General features: G+C 47.4%; 17 protein-coding genes. 3 read left to right on the forward strand and 14 right to left on the reverse strand.

The annotated features are described in order from the left end of the window. Positions 1-38: 38 nt before the first annotated feature. From MHI55_RS25490 to MHI55_RS25510, 5 genes are all read right to left on the reverse strand, one after another. Positions 39-1,256 carry an ABC transporter permease gene (locus tag MHI55_RS25490; protein WP_047841267.1) on the reverse strand — a complete coding sequence of 406 codons (1,218 nt, stop codon included), beginning with the start codon at positions 1,254-1,256 and terminating at the stop codon, positions 39-41. 2 nt (positions 1,257-1,258) lie between these two features. Further along, positions 1,259-2,011: an ABC transporter ATP-binding protein gene (locus MHI55_RS25495; RefSeq protein ID WP_036605802.1), complete on the reverse strand. Its 753-nt coding sequence runs from the start codon at positions 2,009-2,011 to the stop codon at positions 1,259-1,261. A 27-nt stretch (positions 2,012-2,038) separates the two neighbouring features. Then, the gene (locus tag MHI55_RS25500) at positions 2,039-3,412 is read right to left on the reverse strand and encodes a DEAD/DEAH box helicase (protein WP_047841268.1); all 1,374 of its coding nucleotides are present in this window, start codon (positions 3,410-3,412) and stop codon (positions 2,039-2,041) included. A gap of 395 nt (positions 3,413-3,807) precedes the next feature. Then, positions 3,808-4,581, reverse strand: coding sequence for an SDR family oxidoreductase (locus MHI55_RS25505; protein WP_036605800.1), 774 nt, complete (start codon positions 4,579-4,581; stop codon positions 3,808-3,810). A gap of 56 nt (positions 4,582-4,637) precedes the next feature. Beyond that, positions 4,638-5,096, reverse strand: coding sequence for a chemotaxis protein CheX (locus MHI55_RS25510; RefSeq protein WP_036605799.1), 459 nt, complete (start codon positions 5,094-5,096; stop codon positions 4,638-4,640). Between the two features lie 457 nt (positions 5,097-5,553). Here MHI55_RS25510 and MHI55_RS25515 point away from each other — a divergent pair, with 457 nt between their 5' ends. Then, positions 5,554-6,456 (forward strand): LysR family transcriptional regulator, encoded by a 903-nt coding sequence (locus MHI55_RS25515; RefSeq protein ID WP_036605798.1) that lies wholly within the window; start codon positions 5,554-5,556, stop codon positions 6,454-6,456. A 30-nt stretch (positions 6,457-6,486) separates the two neighbouring features. Then, positions 6,487-7,296: a histidinol-phosphatase gene (locus tag MHI55_RS25520; protein ID WP_101314228.1), complete on the forward strand. Its 810-nt coding sequence runs from the start codon at positions 6,487-6,489 to the stop codon at positions 7,294-7,296. 472 nt (positions 7,297-7,768) lie between these two features. Here MHI55_RS25520 and MHI55_RS25525 read toward each other — a convergent pair whose 3' ends face one another. From MHI55_RS25525 to MHI55_RS25555, 7 genes are all read right to left on the reverse strand, one after another. After that, positions 7,769-8,401, reverse strand: a complete 633-nt coding sequence (locus MHI55_RS25525; protein ID WP_101314227.1) for a GNAT family N-acetyltransferase — start codon at positions 8,399-8,401, stop codon at positions 7,769-7,771. Positions 8,402-8,569: 168 nt separating this feature from the next. Then, positions 8,570-9,301, reverse strand: a complete 732-nt coding sequence (locus MHI55_RS25530; protein ID WP_036605796.1) for a metallophosphoesterase family protein — start codon at positions 9,299-9,301, stop codon at positions 8,570-8,572. A gap of 57 nt (positions 9,302-9,358) precedes the next feature. After that, positions 9,359-10,333 carry a metallophosphoesterase gene (locus tag MHI55_RS25535; protein ID WP_101314226.1) on the reverse strand — a complete coding sequence of 325 codons (975 nt, stop codon included), beginning with the start codon at positions 10,331-10,333 and terminating at the stop codon, positions 9,359-9,361. Positions 10,334-10,508: 175 nt separating this feature from the next. Next, entirely contained in the window at positions 10,509-11,273 is a 765-nt protein-coding gene (sdhB, locus tag MHI55_RS25540; RefSeq protein WP_036605794.1) for a succinate dehydrogenase iron-sulfur subunit, read from the reverse strand. 154 nt (positions 11,274-11,427) lie between these two features. Then, the gene (locus MHI55_RS25545) at positions 11,428-11,562 is read right to left on the reverse strand and encodes a hypothetical protein (RefSeq protein ID WP_340387476.1); all 135 of its coding nucleotides are present in this window, start codon (positions 11,560-11,562) and stop codon (positions 11,428-11,430) included. 387 nt (positions 11,563-11,949) lie between these two features. Continuing rightward, positions 11,950-13,692, reverse strand: a complete 1,743-nt coding sequence (sdhA, locus tag MHI55_RS25550) for a succinate dehydrogenase flavoprotein subunit (protein WP_036605793.1) — start codon at positions 13,690-13,692, stop codon at positions 11,950-11,952. A gap of 43 nt (positions 13,693-13,735) precedes the next feature. After that, the gene (locus MHI55_RS25555; RefSeq protein ID WP_036605792.1) at positions 13,736-14,404 is read right to left on the reverse strand and encodes a succinate dehydrogenase cytochrome b558 subunit; all 669 of its coding nucleotides are present in this window, start codon (positions 14,402-14,404) and stop codon (positions 13,736-13,738) included. A gap of 295 nt (positions 14,405-14,699) precedes the next feature. On the opposite strand from MHI55_RS25555, the gene MHI55_RS25560 reads away from it, so the two are divergent. Then, complete coding sequence (locus tag MHI55_RS25560; protein ID WP_036673385.1) at positions 14,700-15,629, forward strand: LysR family transcriptional regulator; 930 nt, start codon at positions 14,700-14,702, stop codon at positions 15,627-15,629. Between the two features lie 54 nt (positions 15,630-15,683). On the opposite strand, the gene MHI55_RS25565 is transcribed toward MHI55_RS25560, so the two are convergent. Both MHI55_RS25565 and MHI55_RS25570 read right to left on the reverse strand, forming a co-directional pair. Next, positions 15,684-16,355 (reverse strand): TrkA family potassium uptake protein, encoded by a 672-nt coding sequence (locus MHI55_RS25565; RefSeq protein WP_017692455.1) that lies wholly within the window; start codon positions 16,353-16,355, stop codon positions 15,684-15,686. A gap of 54 nt (positions 16,356-16,409) precedes the next feature. Next, complete coding sequence (locus tag MHI55_RS25570; RefSeq protein ID WP_100529755.1) at positions 16,410-17,750, reverse strand: TrkH family potassium uptake protein; 1,341 nt, start codon at positions 17,748-17,750, stop codon at positions 16,410-16,412. Positions 17,751-18,205: the final 455 nt, after the last annotated feature.

An 18,205-nucleotide genomic window follows, 5' to 3' on the forward strand; every position in this document is an offset into this window, starting at 1 on the left:
CCAATGTAATAATCCGAGTTGGTCAGGTGTCCGATCGTTTACTCGTCCTCTTCTTCCTTCAACCACTTGTTACCTTGCGAACGCCGCATGATCACAATCACCAGTATACCCAAAATAAGCGCTACTCCGGTGACAGTCAGTCCGCTTGCTCCGGCAGCCAGCATAGGCAACCACATGAGCAATGCAGCCAGTGCATGTAGATGGAATATGAATCCCAACACCTGAGAACGACGACTCTCACCCGAGATTGGATAGATCATAATCCAGAACGATTCACTATGACTGCGACGCAGCGCACCTAACTGAACACCTGCAAGCAACAGGAAGAACAGATACACCCCGACACCAAAGTAGCTGCCTGCTGTCCACCAGGATAGTAACATGCCCAGTACAACTAGGCGTAACACGATTGAGAACACTTCGGTTCGAACAAACGTTTTGGTTATCAAGTAACGGTAAGCTTTCCCTGCATTCCAGGGAAGACCACTCCCCAATTTGCTAAGCCAGCGACGCGAACTTACTTTCTGTCCGGATGAAGGTACATCCACAAACCAGCCAAGCGTCCGCATAACCCTGCCAGCCTGACCCTGCTCTACCTGAATCAGTCGTTCCCACGCTACACGATGTTTCACCGGTATACGCAAGGCGACGATGTAGACAACAGCCAGCAACAGCAGGAACCAGACGCTGCGCTGCGGTGGCTGCCACAGCCAAGCGCCAACCGCCAGCACTGCCAGAGCCCATCGCAAGAGACGATATCCTCTTGCCGCACCGACCTGAACCATTCTTAGCTCTTGCCATGCTCCATAACTGGACAACCCTTTCCACAGCAGCAGGAACACAATGAACCAGCCAAATGGCCGTGCATCCAGATCTGCTCTGACATAGAGCGGCCACAGTGTAACAAATACAAGCAGCAAGCCCAGAGTTTTATAGATGATGCCCCGGGCAAAGCTGTTCTTCAAATACTCCTGCATCCGGTATTCCTGTGGTCGCAGGAACACGATATCTGCCGGAAGCAGATATGTACGATAACTGCTAAACAGCACTAGTGGTGCCAGCAGCAGCAATGCAACCCAGCGAATCGGAAATTCCGCCGGAATGTTCTGGACAAACGATGTATACCAGGCGGAGAACGCAATGACGAGAAATAAAAAGACCATAGCTACACCGCTCTGGATCACATAACCCAGATAAGGAAGAATTCCGTTCCAGAATCCTGTGCGTCTTTGCTTCCATAGCAGCTTGAGATCCATGCTCAATCCCTGCCTTGTACGAGGGAATAGAACATGTGCTCCAGCGTGGCATCCGATTCCCCGAATTGGGAGCGCAGTTCATTCAGCGTCCCTTGAGCAATAACCTGCCCACGGTGCAGAACGATAAAACGGTCACAGTAATTTTCAATCGTGGACAGAATGTGTGAACTGAGCAGGATGGATGATCCCGAAGCTTTCATCTCCAGCATAAAATCAAGCAAAGAGCGAATACCCAGCGGGTCCAGTCCCAGGAAAGGCTCATCAATGATGTACAGTGGTGGTCCTGCCACAAAAGCACACATGATCATGACCTTTTGTCTCATCCCCTTGGACAGGTGAGTCGACAGACTTGTACTTTTCTCATTCATACGGAACAGTTCCAGCAGTTTCTCCGTACGTTGTTTGAAATCAGCCTCCGACACATTGTACGCTCTTGCCGTAAACTCCAGGTGCTCCATCACTGTCATCTCATCATACAGTTCGGGTGATTCCGGTACAAATGCCATAGCCGATTGGTAGATCTGCGCATCCTCGTCCCGCTTCTTGCCCATCACTCGTACTTCGCCCTGTTGAGGTGTCATCAAGCCGAGGATGTGTTTCATGGTTGTGCTTTTGCCAGCACCGTTTAAGCCGATTAGTCCGACCATCTCTCCACGTCCAACTTCCAGATCGATGCCGTGAAGGACCGGCCGTTTGGCACTATAACCTCCGCTTAACCCGCTGATTTGCAGAACAGGCGATTGAACGTTTTCCATCTATCCCTGCACCCCTTTCGTCAGATTCTATTCTTCGGAGCGTGGCGTTTTATCTTTACTCCACTTGGGTGCTCCTTTGTTTTTACGATCCTGGTCGCGCTCCGTGCGGCCAGTATTACCCGTTGGTTTGCTACCTGCTGGACGCGAATTGGAGATTGTAGCTCTGGTTCCCCCATTACGATTGCCCTGACCTGGTTTGCGATCTCTGGATTGTCCTGGTTTTCTGGAGAACGAATGTCCCTCAGGCCGCGTGTCCGGACGCGGGTCAGCCTCCAGTACTTTACCGCCAAAGAGTACACGTTCTGACAGTTCGATTCCGAGTTCGCGTGCGAATTTACGCATAATAAAGATCTGTGTTTCATCCACAATGGACAAAACGATACCCGAGCGTCCCATCCGGCCTGTACGACCTGCACGGTGAACATAGTGCTCCGAGTCAAAGGCAGGGTCATAGTTAATGACCATTGGCAAACCTTCGATATCCAGTCCTCTGGCAGCCACTTCGCTGGCAATCAGCAACTGAAGTTTGCCATTACGGAAGGCAGACAATACGTTACTGCGGGTCACTTTGTCAGCATCTCCATACAGCGCAGCAGCGGACAAGCCCAGATGATTCATTTTTGCTTCAACTTCACCAATATCTTCGGTTGCATTCACAAATACGATTGCCCGATCCGGATTGTACTGTCTAACCAGACGACGCAGCATGTCAATTTTGTTACGGTTTTCTTCTACAAAATAATAATGCTCAAGGCCCGCAGCCGTAGCTCGATCCGGTTCAATTCCGATCTGCACAGGCTCTTTCATCTCACGCTTTGCAAGTCCAGCTGTATGCTCATCAATGGTTGCTGACAGGAAGATCAGCTGGCGGTCCCGCAATGCACTCTTGAGTACAAAGTTCACGTCACTTACGCCGCCAAGTTGGAACACTTGGTCCGCTTCATCAATGACAATGGTGGAAACGTTGTGCATTTTCAGTTTTTTGAGTGTAATCAATTCCTTCAGTCGTCCCGGTGTACCCACAACCAATTGGGGATGCTCACGCAGCTTCTCGATCTGACGTTTAGCCGCTGCGCCACCAATTAGACCCAATACGCCAATCTTACGTTCTTCCGCATAACGCTGCGCTTCACGTACAATTTGCATCGCCAGCTCTTGTGTAGGTGCAATAATGAGTTTCTGCGTACCTTTGATATCCATTTTGATGGATTGTAACAGTGGCAGCAGATATGCCAGCGTTTTTCCTGTTCCCGTCTGGGATTTGGATACGACATCTCGGCCTTCCAAAATAACCGGGATTGTCTGAGCCTGTACAGGTGAAGGTTCGTTAATGCCATGTTTCGCCAAAACGGCCTCCAGATCCTGTTCCACGCCAATTGAAGCAAATGTTTGATTCGTCATGTATGTCCATCCTTTTAATTTATTCATTTTGATGTTATATAAGTTCAACTAATGAATATTTACACTGACACTACGAGGACAGAACAACCTTCCGATCACTGTTATCCCCAGATTTTTTTGATTCCTTTTTTTCAAAAGGAAAAATCCGGGGATAAAGGTGCACGCTTCGCTTCTTCAGGTTATTTCTGTCCTCTCCGTTATTGTGTAAAAGTTTAGTTGAACATATAAGTTGCTTGTATATTACCGAAGCCTGTCATCACATTACCTTTCATTATATGCGAAAAAAGCCCGTGTACCAAATCTTATTCCAGAATTGTATGTATACACGCCAAAAAAAAGAAAAGCCCCTCGGCGGAGCCTTTCTTTCATTCCGTATATGATGCCTCGTATCACATTTACTTCTGATTCATTACACCGTGCGACAATCGATCTGCAAGACGAGGAAATAGCTGGTACAGCCATATGCCAGCAGAAGCAAGTCTTGGCAGATTCACTTCTTCCTTGCGCTTTTTCATCGCCCGAATCATATGACCCGCAACGTCTTCCGGTTTCAACATCATCCAGCGTACATTATTCACATAATTGCCAGAAGGGTCAGCCCGATGGAAAAATGGTGTATCAATCGGACCCGGATTAATCGTTGTCACCAGGACGCCAGTCTTGCGAAGCTCTTGACGCAGCGCATTACTAAATCCGAGGACAGCATGTTTCGTAGCTGTATAGGAAGCGGATTTGGCTGTACCGATTTTGCCAGCCATGGAGGCCACGTTCACAATCTGACCTTTGCCACGTTCCAGCATTTGTGGAAGCACTGCTTTGGTGCAGCGGACAATGCCCATGTAATTAACGTCCATCATCTCATCGAATTCCTGTACAGACATCTCTGTCATCGCTGCGAATTTCCCGTAACCTGCATTGTTCAGCAAAATGTCGATTCGTCCGTATTTATGCAATATCGCATCCACAGCTGCCTGAACCTGCTCACTATCCGTAACATCAAGTGTGAGTAATTCATGCGGCCCTTTCAGCGAGGCACCAATCTCTTCCAGCTTGTCCCGTGAACGGGCAGCCAGAATTGGGATGGCTCCTTCTTCTATCAGCATCTGCGCACACAGCGCACCGATACCACTCGATGCACCTGTGATAAACACTACCTGATCTTTCAGCATCCGTGATGTCCTCCCGTATTGAACACATATTGCCTTTTTAGGCGTATGGTTCTATTCTACGAGATCATGACCTGAATATCCATCTCACCAATGCCGTCCATCAGCAAAGGAATACTCAGTGCTTTCGTTGCACTAAATGTAGTCAGATGTTCGGACTTCATCACTTGTGGAGGTGTAATATCGACCACAACACCCTGGTTTGACAGGATCGTGCTGGCGTTACCACTGATCATATTCCCCAGTTCAGAAATCGCACTTTTGCTCATTTCATCCATTTCTGTAATGACAAAACCACCCATCATCGCAGATACAATTTTCAATGCAACTTGTTCATTAATTCCAAATACAATGTTTCCGCTAAGTTGTCCGGTCATTCCGATCACGATCCAGACATGGTCTGCAATATACTCTACATTTTTCACGCCAAGACTCCCGGTGGAAGGCGAAACCTGGATGAGCTGTTCGAATACGTTCCGTGCCGATTCCAGGAAAGGATTAATCACTTCCGCTTTCACTGTCTATGTCCCCCTCGCACTGGGTTATTGGTCACACACCAAAAGTCCCATATTCATTAAATTTATTATACTTTATCACGTACAAGAATTCATTAAGAATTCGTTAAACCATGTGTACTATAATTTATCGTCATCCGTGGGGCAAATGTTTATAGCTGATTCTAGCGAATAAACAGCGCTTTTCACTTCTTTTGAAGAAAGCATTTCGATCATCGTGCGTGGCAAAGGGCATTTAGGACTTTATTACTGCTTTCTCGCAACTGTAAAAAAAATCAAATTCTTGTATTCGCGTTTTTTTCACAGTCTCTTGAACTACTTTTGATCCTGATAATTACCTTCATTGCTCTGCTGTCCTGAATCACCTATAATTTAAGATAACGGAACAATGACCAGTTACGGGATTACATCGCACCAAACACTACATAATCAAGAAATTTTGCCTGCAAGGAGGTCACCTATGAACATAAGCCAACTGGAGACACTGATTACCATTTCCAAAACGATGAGCTTCCGCAAAGCGGGAGAACTTCTGAACCTGACCCAGCCTGCCGTCTCGGCCCAGATCAAAAGTCTGGAGGACGAATTCAGCACCGTTCTTGTGGATCGTAACCAACCCGTTACCCTGACAGACCGTGGACAGGTATTCCTGGAGCACGCTGAACGGATGCTCGACATCGTTGATGAGTTGAAACAAAAATTGTCTGATCTTGATGAAACGCCTCAGGGACGTATCGTATTAGGCACAACAACTTCCATTGCTATTCAGATCTTGCCAAGGGTGTTATCCTATTTCCAAGATCAATTCCCGCTGATCAAAACCAGTATCCAGTCCCTTCCTTCATCACAGATCTATACCCAGGTCGAAAATGGTCTGGTTGATATTGGTATCGGTTATCTCACGGAGCGTAATCCCAACCTGAATACATCTGTGCTCTACTATGACACATTTGAACTCGTGGTATCTCCTTCCCATCCGCTGGCAAAGAAAAAACATGCTGCAGTGGATGTGCTCCGGAGTACACCATTGATTCTGCTGTCCCCTGATACCGTAGGACGAAGGTTTACGGAAACTATCTTCAAGAAACATAATATTGAACCTAATATTGTAATGGAGTTGTCGAGCAGCGAAGAAGTGAAACGGATGGTCGAGATTGATCTCGGGGCAGCTGTCATCTCCAAACAATCTGTTGCGCATGAGTTGCGTCAAGGTACATTGCGAATGATACCCTTAAGTGAGTTGGAGGTCAGTCACCCTGTTGGTGTCATCTATAAGTCCAGTCGATACCTTAACTCAGCGATGCAGCAGTTCATAAGTGACCTCAAAGGTATGCCGGAAACCCAATTCATCAGTTCAGAATGACAATGAGCCATGAGAAAGGAAGGATTCCATATGAAATTTGATCTTCATACACATCATTTTCGTTGTGGTCACGCAGACGGCAACATCCGCGATTATATAGAGGCAGGTATTAAGGCAGGACTTCAGGCGATCGGTATCTCGGATCATACGCCGTACTTTGGCAGTGAGCTTGAGCAGGCATTTCCCCGGATCGCAATGGGCAAGTCTGAATTGCAGCATTATGTGGAAGAAGTCCTTGCTTTGAAAGAAGAGTACGCTGGTAAAATCGATGTGCTGCTCGGCATTGAATCCGACTACTTCCCTGTTCATGCAGAATTGTACCGTACCACACTGGGACAGTATCCTTTTGACTATATTATTGGTTCAGTTCATCATACCGAGGATGTGAGTATCTTCAACAAAACCCGGTGGAATGGCCTAAGCAATGCTCGCAAAGTTGAAGTGAAAGAGAGCTATTATTCATTAATCCGGGAATCGGCTCGCAGCGGTATGTTCCAGATTCTTGGACATATTGATGCGATGAAAGGAAACTATCCACCTTTCTCCGAAATTATCGCTGATCAGGCCATTGATGAAACGTTGCAGGTCATTGCAGAATCCAACGTAGCGATCGAAATTAACACATCTGGCAAAACCAAACTCAGCGGTGGCTGGTATCCCTCGGATGCCATTCTGGAACGCGCCCATCACTATGGAGTGAAGGTGACATTTGGATCGGACGCTCATAAACCACAGCGGGTTGCAGACGAGCTGGATGACGTTCGTACACGTCTCAAGGAGATCGGATTCACCGACTGGGTATACTTCAAGCAGAAACAGATGCAGGTTGTATCACTGTAAAATATAGCAAACACAAAGGCCCCCACAGCGCGCTTGTTCACGCCGTGGGGGCCTTTTATTGCCCTATATAAGGAAATATAATTATATTTCACACGATAACGGAGAGGACAGAAATAACGTGAAGAAGCGAAGCGGTCGCCTAAAAGCTTCTGAAAGAAAGCTGCATCGGAAGCATACGCTATCCCCGGATTTCCCCTTCTAAAATATAGGAATCAAAAAAATCCGGGTATAACAGCGATCGGAAAGTTATTCTGTCATCGGAGTGGCCAGTGTAAATATTCCACAGTTAACTTATATGGACAAAAAAAATGAACCCGCTCGCGCGGGTCCCAACAGCATTATCTATTATCAAAAAGGGGGTCATGAGATAAGTTTACCCCCTGTCTGTTAGAGTTCAATTGCAGCTATATTTCAATTGTGTAACAAATGATTGAAGTTCGATTCATTCACGTTTGACTACTCTTACTCTATGTCATTTCGGCTTGTCAGATACCAGAGTTTGCAGGTCTTTTTCCTGAAGCGGTCTGACGTATTGTTCCCGGTACATACTGTAAACTTTAACATCCATCAGGGATTCTGATTCCTCGTCATCCTCATCATTCAGTCCGAACGAGGGAAGACTCCGCTCATAGGACATCCCTATTTTGCTTAGCACCCGTTGTGAAGATACATTGGCCTCATAACAACGTGCTTCCACCCTCCCCAGATGAAGATCGTCAAATCCAAACTGCAACAGCCGCTGTACCGCCTCGGTAGCCACACCCCTGCCCCAACAGGACCTGTTCAGGATGTAACCAATCTGTGCGGTACCATTCTGATCATTCCAGTGTTGGAATGAGGTGATCCCAATCACCTGTTCCTTGCCTCTCCAGCAGATCCCATAATGTAACGAATCCAGCTTGGCGCTGCTGCTCCGTATCTGGTTCAATAAGCGTCTCGCCCTGATTGGCGTGGGCTGGCTTCCCCTATTCACATATCTTATGACTTGAGGATCGGAAAAGAGTTCCGATAATGTGCTGTAATCACTTTGACGTAATGATCGCAGGACAAGACGCTCTGTCCACAAAGCCGGCAGACCTTGAACCAGCATTTTTCGGGTAAGCATGACAATCGCTCCTTTTGCCTAAACGGGCTCTAGTCCGGTAAGACAAGCATGCTCTGATGATGATCCGGCGTAATACCATTTGAACTGATCCACGAACTTTAGTATTCGCATTTTAGTATTAATATATTGCATCATTCAATTCATCACGCTAAAAGGTCCAGATGCTGACTACTCCTGCAGCCCGCGATAGATACCCGTACGGATCTCACGAATATAGAAATCCAATGCAGGAACATTCGCCGACTGTGCAACCTGTACTTCTCGCTCAATATCATAAGGCACCCGCACGAATTGAACATTGAACGGGGTATTGTTATCGTTGCTGTCTTCACCCTCCAGAATACAGTAGGAAGCTTGGGGAAGATCGAGTGGATTACCAACACTCCCTGCATTAAACAGTAACTTGCCGTTCATATACTGCAAGTATGCGTTATGCACATCCCCATAACCTACAACATCTGCAACACCTTGCTCAGGCTCATCAGCCGGAGGATCAAACATTGCCAACCTCTTTTCCATCGCGTCCCACGGCTGTACACGATGGTATACACTTTGAGGTGAAGCATGGACCAGACGGATGGTGCGACCGCTCAGTTGAAATTGATGACTGAAGGGTAGGCCTGCCAAGTACGCCAATCGTTCCTCACCCAGCCGCTCTGCTTGCCACGTAAAGTTCTCGTTGTCTTGGTTAACCGCAACCAGTTCATCCCAATTGCCACGGATAACAAGTTCGCACGTCGCTCTCACCTGATCCACAACCTGTACCGGTTCTGGCCCCTTGCCCACGAGGTCACCAAGACAAAAGATTCGCTCCACGCCACGACTTCGGATATCTTTTAACACTGCTTCCCAGGCAGTCATGTTGCCATGAATGTCGGATACAATCGCAATTCTTTCCATCTGGATAACCTCCATTCATGTTCAATCCTTTATGTTTTAAATTCATCTTATATTCTTTTATGTGGTTGATCCTTTAAGCTCAAAAACCGTTAATTCTGGTCTGCACAGAAAACGAATGGGCAGTTGAGTCATGCCAAAACCACGATTCACATACACCGGCATCTGTGTCTGGGTGGTGTAATATACCCCCTGGACATCCGTGTAATACAACCCTTGAACATACTTGTGTGAACCTCGCGGAGTTGTCAGTGCCCCGATCCAGGGAAAACGTACCTGTCCACCATGGCTATGACCGGAAAGTTGTAATCCGAAACCATAGGGAGTGGCAATGTCCGCATAATCCGGTTCATGCATAAGTAACAATTTCCACACATCATGATCCAAACCCTTGATGGCTTGGACAGGATCAGGCCTGCCTGTAAGTGCGTCATCCAGACCAGCTATGGCCAGACGTTCGCCCCCTTGTTCAATCACCACATGTTCGTTCCGTAACAAAGTGAATCCCGCTTCACGGAACATGGTTGTCACTTCATTCTGCTGTCCGCCCCGATAATCATGATTCCCCAAAACAGCAAATTTGCCATACTTCGCTTGCATGGAGGCGAGTACCGGAATACATTCACGCATCGGCTCTGCTTCCCTCTCGACTATGTCTCCGGTAAAACAAATCAAGTCCGGTTGCTGCTCCTCAATCGTTGCTGCCAGCTTCTTCAGCTCTTTCACCCCGGTATGAAAACCAAGATGGGCATCGCTGAACTGAACGACACGCAAACCGTCAAATGCCTTTGGAAACTTCGGAAGTTTCAGCGCCACTTGCTTGATCTCCAGACGACGCGGTTCCCATAGCCAGGCATAACCTCCTGTAAGCAAACTGGCACCCGCTGTCATCAAAACCATGCGCAATAAGAAACTTCGGCGAGAGGGATCATGATCCTTTTCTTCCCCAGGAAACACAGACTCTTCTGCACCTGATGCTTTGTGCGAGCGCTGGGACGGCGAGTTGTTGCTGCCCTGACGCGGTGTCTCTGCCATATCTCCCCCTCCTTCTACGCTCTTAATCCATCCCCTTAGTATATCATATTCTGCATGGGTAGCCCGGTTCCTCTGCTTCATTACAAAAAGAAGCCGGGATCTCCGGCATGTTTCTGCACGGGATCACGACTTCTTCTAAGTTGCAGATTACACTTCTGCACATGTTATGACGAGATTATACACCCAACCAGCGTTTGAACATATGCTTGGTCGTTTGTTTGTTCATTTCGGCAATGGAGGTTGTCAGTGGAATACCTTTTGGACAGGATTGCACACAGTTCTGTGAGTTACCACAGCCCTCAATGCCTCCGTCTTCCATCAACGCTTCCAGACGATCGTCGGCGTTCATCTCCCCTGTTGGGTGAGCGTTGAACAGGCGCACTTGGGACAGTGCTGCTGGACCGATAAAGTCTGTTTTCTCATTGACGTTCGGACATGCTTCCAGACATACACCACATGTCATGCATTTGGACAGCTCATATGCCCACTGACGCTTCTTCTCAGGCATCCGTGGACCTGGACCGAGGTCATAGGTACCATCGATCGGAATCCATGCTTTTACGCGTTTCAGGGCGCTAAACATCCGGCTACGGTCGATGACCAAGTCACGAACCACTGGGAATGTCTTCATCGGTTCGATACGAACGGGCTGTTCGAGCTTGTCGATCAGGGCTGCACATGCTTGACGTGGCTTGCCGTTGATGACCATGGAGCAGGCACCGCAGACTTCTTCGAGACAGTTGGAATCCCAGCAAACGGGTGCAATGGATTTGCCATCTGTATTGACGGGGTTCCGCTGAATCTCCATCAGGGCGCTGATCACATTCATGTTGGGACGGTACGGAAGCTCAAATTCTTCGTTGTACGAAGATGACTCCGGGCTATCCTGACGGGTGATGATAAACTTGACGGTTTTGTTGGCTGTAGCTTGTTCCGCCATATCGTAGTCCCCTCCTCTGGTGACGATGATTGTATTGCTGATGCACAAAGTTACTCTTTTGGTGCACGGGTGGCGCTTCGTCAGTGGAATGACCTTCCGACCGCTGTTGCTCCCCCATTTTACTGAATGGATCTCTATTGAATAAAATGGGGTATCAAAGGCGGACGCTTCGCTTCTTCAGGTCAATTCCACTTCCTCCGCTACGTTGTGCACGCAGAGTCACTTTGCTGGAAAACTGCACTCCATTCATGCTGGATGGCAGTATGGCAGTATTGAAGTGCTGAAGCATCGCTAGGCGCTTTGCTTCTTCTGGGCATTTCCGCTTCCTCCGCTACGTCGTGCACACAGGGTCACTTTGCTGGAAACTGCACTCCATTCATGCTGGATGGGCAGTATTGAAGTTCTGAAGCATCGCTAAGGCGCTTTGCTTCTTCTGGGTATTGCTGTTTCCTTCGCTATGTTGTGCACGTTGGTCACTTTGCTGGAAACTGCTCTCCAATTCATTGTGGATGGCAGTATTACAGTTTTGAAGCAATGCTAGGCGCTTTGCTTCTTCTGGGCATTTCCATCACGTTGATGGCAGTAACTTTGAAGAAGCTTTGCTTCTCCAAAGTTCTCCTGCCTTCTTCGTTCAGGTGCTTAATATTTAACCTTATAAATAAATCCGTGATACTTCTTAATCCTTGGAGTAATCCCGGATACGTGGTGGGATCAAGGATACGTCTACTGGCTCGTACGAGATTTTCGGGCCTTCCTTCGACCAGCTTGCGATGGTCGTTTTCAGGAACTCTTCATCATTACGTTCCGTGAAATCCGGTTTGTAATGCGCGCCGCGGCTTTCGTTACGGAGTAGAGCACCGAGAGTCATTGCTTCTGCCAGTTCAATCATGTTCCACAGTTGGCGAGTGAATGCTGCGCTCGGGTTATTCCAACCAGAGCTGTCATACATATTGATTTTGCCATAACGCTCTTTCAATTCCTTGATCTTGCCAATCGTGGCTTCAAGCTTGTCGTTGTAGCGCACAACCGTCATGTTGGCTGTCATCCACTCGCCAAGCTCTTTATGAATGACATAGGCATTTTCCGTGCCCTGCATTTTCAAGATGCCTTCGTATTTGTCGCTTTGTTGTTTGGTGTGTTTCTCAAATACGGAAGATGGGATATCAGCGGACGATTTTTTGAGTCCTTTGATATATTCAGCCGCTTTTGGTCCAGCCACCATACCACCATAGATCGCAGATACCAATGAGTTTGCACCCAGACGGTTCGCACCATGGTATTGATATTCACATTCACCAGCTGCGAACAGTCCCGGAATGTTAGTCATTTGGTTGTAATCTACCCACATGCCGCCCATGGAATAATGGACTGCCGGGAAGATTTTCATTGGGATTTTACGCGGGTCATCACCCATGAACTTCTCATAGATCTCAATGATTCCGCCCAGTTTAACATCCAGTTCCTTCGGATCTTTGTGCGACAGATCGAGATAAACCATGTTCTCGCCGTTCACACCCAGACCCATATCAACGCAGACGCTGAAGATTTCACGAGTCGCGATATCACGTGGAACCAGGTTACCGTAGGATGGATATTTTTCTTCAAGGAAGTACCAAGGTTTTCCGTCTTTGTACGTCCAGATCCGTCCACCTTCACCACGCGCGGATTCAGACATGAGACGCAGCTTGTCATCCCCTGGAATGGCTGTTGGGTGAATCTGAATGAACTCCCCGTTGGCGTAATTTACACCTTGCTGATACACCGCACTTGCTGCTGTACCTGTGTTAATTACAGAGTTGGTCGTTTTACCGAAGATGATCCCCGGACCACCACTCGCCAGAATAACCGCTTCAGCTGGGAAGGTCTGTACCTTCATCGTTTTCAGATCCTGAGCCACGATCCCGCGACATACGCCTTCATCATCCAAAACCGCCTGCAGGAACTCCCAGTTCTCATATTTCGTAACAAGACCCGCTGCTTCCCAGCGACGTACCTGCTCGTCTAATGCATAGAGCAATTGTTGTCCTGTTGTCGCTCCGGCAAATGCCGTACGGTGATGCTTCGTTCCCCCGAAACGACGGAAATCAAGCAAACCTTCCGGTGTCCGGTTGAACATTACGCCCATACGGTCCATCAAGTGAATGATGCCAGGTGCTGCTTCGCACATCGCTTTAACAGGAGGTTGGTTCGCAAGGAAGTCACCGCCGTATACCGTATCATCAAAGTGTACCCATGGGGAGTCACCCTCACCCTTGGTATTTACCGCTCCGTTAATGCCGCCTTGTGCGCATACAGAGTGGGATCGTTTAACAGGAACCAGTGAAAATAAATGAACATGGACTCCGGCTTCAGCCGATTTGATCGCCGCCATCAATCCCGCGAGACCGCCGCCCACAATAATTACATTCGTTGATGCCATTGCTGTTCACTCCCTTATAAGTCAGCATTTATACGCTAAATGCTTAAATTAGAACTGTTTTTACTGCGTCAATCATCGAAGTAGCTGTTTGGAAATCAATGCTCCGGAAAGCAAATAGTGAAGCAATAAACATGATGGAAACAATAGCGAACAAGCTCATACATACGTAAGAGGATACACGCTGCGCACGCGGACCAACTGTAATTCCCCAGCTAACGAGGAACGACCACAGACCATTGGCAAAGTGATATGACGCCGCAACCACACTGATCATATATATCGCAAAGGTTATCGGATTCGTCACCGCATCATGTATAACGCCGCCAATCTCTTCATGGGATACATTACCCAGCGCAATCTGTACTCGCGTCTCCCATACGTGCCAGATGACGAATACAAACGTAATAATACCGCTTACCCTCTGTAACGTGTAGCGCCAGTTGCGCTCATTACCGTAACGCCCAACGTTAGGCTTGGCCTGATAGGCAATGTAAAGACCATAAACACCGTGATAGAACAACGGCAACCAGATAAGTAATGCCTCAATTACAATAACAAGAGGCAAACCGTTCAGAAATGCAACGGCACCGTAAAAAGCTTCTTTGCCGCCTTCAACTGCCGTGAAGTTCGTCACCAAATGCTCAACAAAAAACAAACTGAGCGGAATGACGCCAAGCAAGGAGTGCAGCTTTCTGGAGTAAAACCCTTTCATAAAATGTCGATCCCCTTTCGCTAAATACAACGTTTTCATAAATGATTTCACTTATCATGACACGAATCCTTTTCCATGAAAAGGTTCGACAAATTGTTCCGTTTTCCCCAGGTGTGAACAACTTGTGTCACGGTTCATGTTACTCCTTTTTTTCTTATAAGGGAATTGCAATATAATTATTAAATGTTATAACCTATAGGTATAAGCAGTGAAACATTGGGTTTACAGGCTATACAACATGGAAAACGATTGAGCAAGGGCAAGAATCACATTCATGGAAAAGAGGTTATTGTTCATGTTTGAGGAGTTAAATGCATTTGCAGCGGTCGTGGAGCAGTCCAGCCTCAACCGTGCATCCAAGTTACTGAACTTGTCCCAACCCGCACTCTCACGCAAAATTGCCAAATTGGAGGATGAACTCGGGGTTGCCCTGTTCCACCGCCGTGGCAAACGGCTGGAGTTAACCAGTGTGGGCCAGTTCACCTATACCTATGCTGTAGAACAGAAGCAGCAACAACAGAAGTTCCTCACTATGCTGGCCCAGTATAAAGACGAAGAACAGAGCACCATTACACTCGGAGCCAGTCTGACGACGCTTCAAACTACGTTACCACCTCTCGTCAATGCCTTTATGGAGAAACATCCAAATGCCGAACTGAAACTGTTGACGGGTAAAACACATGAGATTGTGTCGTTTGTGCGTGACAAAAAAGCCGATGTGGGCATTGTCGCCTCCTCCATCAGCGAAGTGGGGCTTAACTGTGTGCCGCTCTTTGACGATCACCTGGAACTGGTTGTGCCGCTTACACACCCCTTGTCCGGTAAGGAAGCCGGGATGGAACATTTGCAAGATCTGCCGATGATCACGTTCTCCAAAGGCACCTGGTACCGCAAATTAACGGACGATCTCTTCCAGCGCTGTGCCGTGATGCCGGATATTCGCATGGAGATTGATTCCTTCGAAGCGATCATCCGACTTCTGCCTTCCGCCAAAGCTGCTGCTCTATTGCCCAAGTCATATCTTCGTCCACAATTGCTCGCAGACAATGATCTTGTTTCTGTTCATTTGCCTCAATTACAGCAGACCCGCAGAACAACCTGCATGATCTATGGGGAAAAAGAGGACCTCAGCGAGACCTCCAGACAATGGGTCAAGGAGACGGCTGCACTCTTTACAGCAAAGGCGCCATTGCCCTCACGGAGGGCTACGACGCCTTTGCCTTGATCTGAAACAGCCAGGCTCTAACGTCTGGCTTCCATATTTAACTCATGATAATTATCAGCTCTCTTGGCTGATAACCTCTTCTTCAAATCGGTCGATATCTGCATTATTACCAATAATGACCATGATATCCCCCATTTGAAGCGAATCCAGTGCCGTCGGAGCGATAATGACCCCAGCTTCCTTCTGTAACGCCACAATGCTGCAACCAAAACGTACACGTGCATTCAGGGTCGAAAGGGTTTTGTTGTGCAGACAGGCGGGAACCTTCATCTCGACAATACTGTAATCATTGGATAATTCAATGTAATCCAGCAAGTTCGGGGTAACCAGCTGGTGGGCAACCCGAATGCCCATATCCCGCTCAGGATAAACGACACGATCAATCCCCAGTTTATCCAATGCGCGTCCGTGAAGGACGGATATGGCCTTGGCCACGACCGTCTTGACGCCCAGCTCTTTTAACAGAATCGCGGTGAGAATGCTCGTCTGAATATCATCCCCGATAGCAACGATACAGCAGTCAAAATTTCGAATACCCAGGGAGCGTAACACTTCCTCATCTGTGGCATCGGCTACAACGGCATGGGTGACCAATTCACTAATGTCTTCGACGACTTCTTCATTTTTATCGATCCCGAGCACCTCGTAGCCGAGTTCCATTAATTCCTGTGCCAGACTGGAGCCAAATCGCCCAAGCCCAATCACCGCAAACTGCTGTGTTTTCATTGTTCTTCACGAACCCCTTATCCAAATCAATTTCAAAACTCACTAAAAATAGATTTATCCAATAATCATTTTGCCTTCCGGATACCTGTATAACTCTTTACCCTTTTTCTGCCCAAGTGCATACGCTAATGTGATCGGTCCAAGCCTTCCTGCAAACATCGTAAAACAGATCAGGAGTTTGCCCAATGTAGTCAGTTTCAGCGTCAGTCCGAGCGATAATCCAACGGTACCAAAGGCCGATGTCGTTTCAAATAAGATCATCATAAAACTGGCGTCTTCTGTGGTACTTAATGCCATCGTTACAGCTATGATGAACAAGAGTGCCAGCAATGTAATGGTAAGCGCCTTGAAAATCCGTTCCTGTACGAGCCGGTAGCGGAAAAACACGATATCTTCACGTCCACGCATCATGGCGATGACCGCTCCCGCCATAATCATAAATGTCGTTGTTTTGATCCCGCCTCCGGTAGAACCTGGCGAAGCACCAATGAACATCAGAATGATCATAAAGAACTGTGTTGCCTGCCTGAGTCCGGCAATATCTACCGTATTGGCTCCTGCTGTTCGCGGCGTAACGGACTGGAAGAATGAACCGAGAATTTTGCCACCCCAGTTCAGGCCACCCAGTGTCCGTGGATTGCTAAATTCAAATACGAAAATGACAAGTGCACCAAACACAATTAACAATCCAGTCATTAACAGTACAACTTTGGAGTGCAGAGACAGCTTCCGCGTTTTGCGGTAATCCACCAGGTCTGACAACACCACAAAACCGATACCGCCAGAGACAATCAGGAACATTGCTGTAAAATTAACCAACGGGTCATACACATAACCGGTCAGACTGCGGAAATCCCCAAACATATCAAAGCCCGCATTGTTGAACATGGAGATCGCATGCCAATAGCCATAATAGATCGCCTGTCCAATCGGCATGTCGAACGACCAGCGAATGGCAAACAGTGTGCCACATATGCCTTCGATAATGAGTGAGTAGATCACAACTTTACGGATCAGCCGGACGATGCCCTCCATCGTGCTCTGATTCATCGCTTCCTGTAGAATCAACCGTTCTCTAAGCGAAATCCGCCGTTTGAACGCAATGGCAACCAATGTGGACATTGTCATGAAGCCCAGTCCGCCAATCTGAATCAGAATCGCGATTACAACCTGACCCAGCACCGAGAAATGAGTCCCTGTATCCACCACAACCAAACCAGTGACACAAACAGCCGAAGTTGCTGTAAAGAGCGCATCAATAAATGCAAGACTGTCTCCGTTACGGTTGGATGCCGGAAGCATTAACAACATTGTGCCTACCAATATGATGCCAGCAAACCCTAACACAAGAATACGGGGTGGCGATAATCGCATCCATTGCACATTCAGTTTCACTTGAGTATCTTCCACCTCTTCTAAAATGAAAATAACTCCACACCCGTGGAGCGTTCTTCATTTGAAATGCTGTTGCCAAACGTTAAACAAGTATGATTCAGATTAAAACGACATATATAATGAAGTTGGAATATATCCTATTCGTTCCCTTGTTGGGCGAAAGACATGCGAATCATTGCACATTTGTTTCAAAATTATAAGCGCTGCGACGTTTGTAGACAAAACGTTTTTTGTGTAAATCGGATCGAATTCAGCCAAAAAGGGAAGAACTCAGATATCGCGACGGATGGATCAGATTCTTTCGGTCCTTTTCATTCATTTTCAAGGATTTACACCTGTTTTCGTTACATCATTGGCATTCGGTGCTTGGCCTGTGCTATGTTAACTTTAATATCCATATTAGTGCGTGTTCAAAAAGGGCGGTTTTCAGTACCAAGAAGATGGGATGAAGATAG

Source organism: Paenibacillus sp. FSL E2-0151, from assembly GCF_037993015.1.
Taxonomy (GTDB): Bacteria; Bacillota; Bacilli; order Paenibacillales; family Paenibacillaceae; genus Paenibacillus; species Paenibacillus amylolyticus.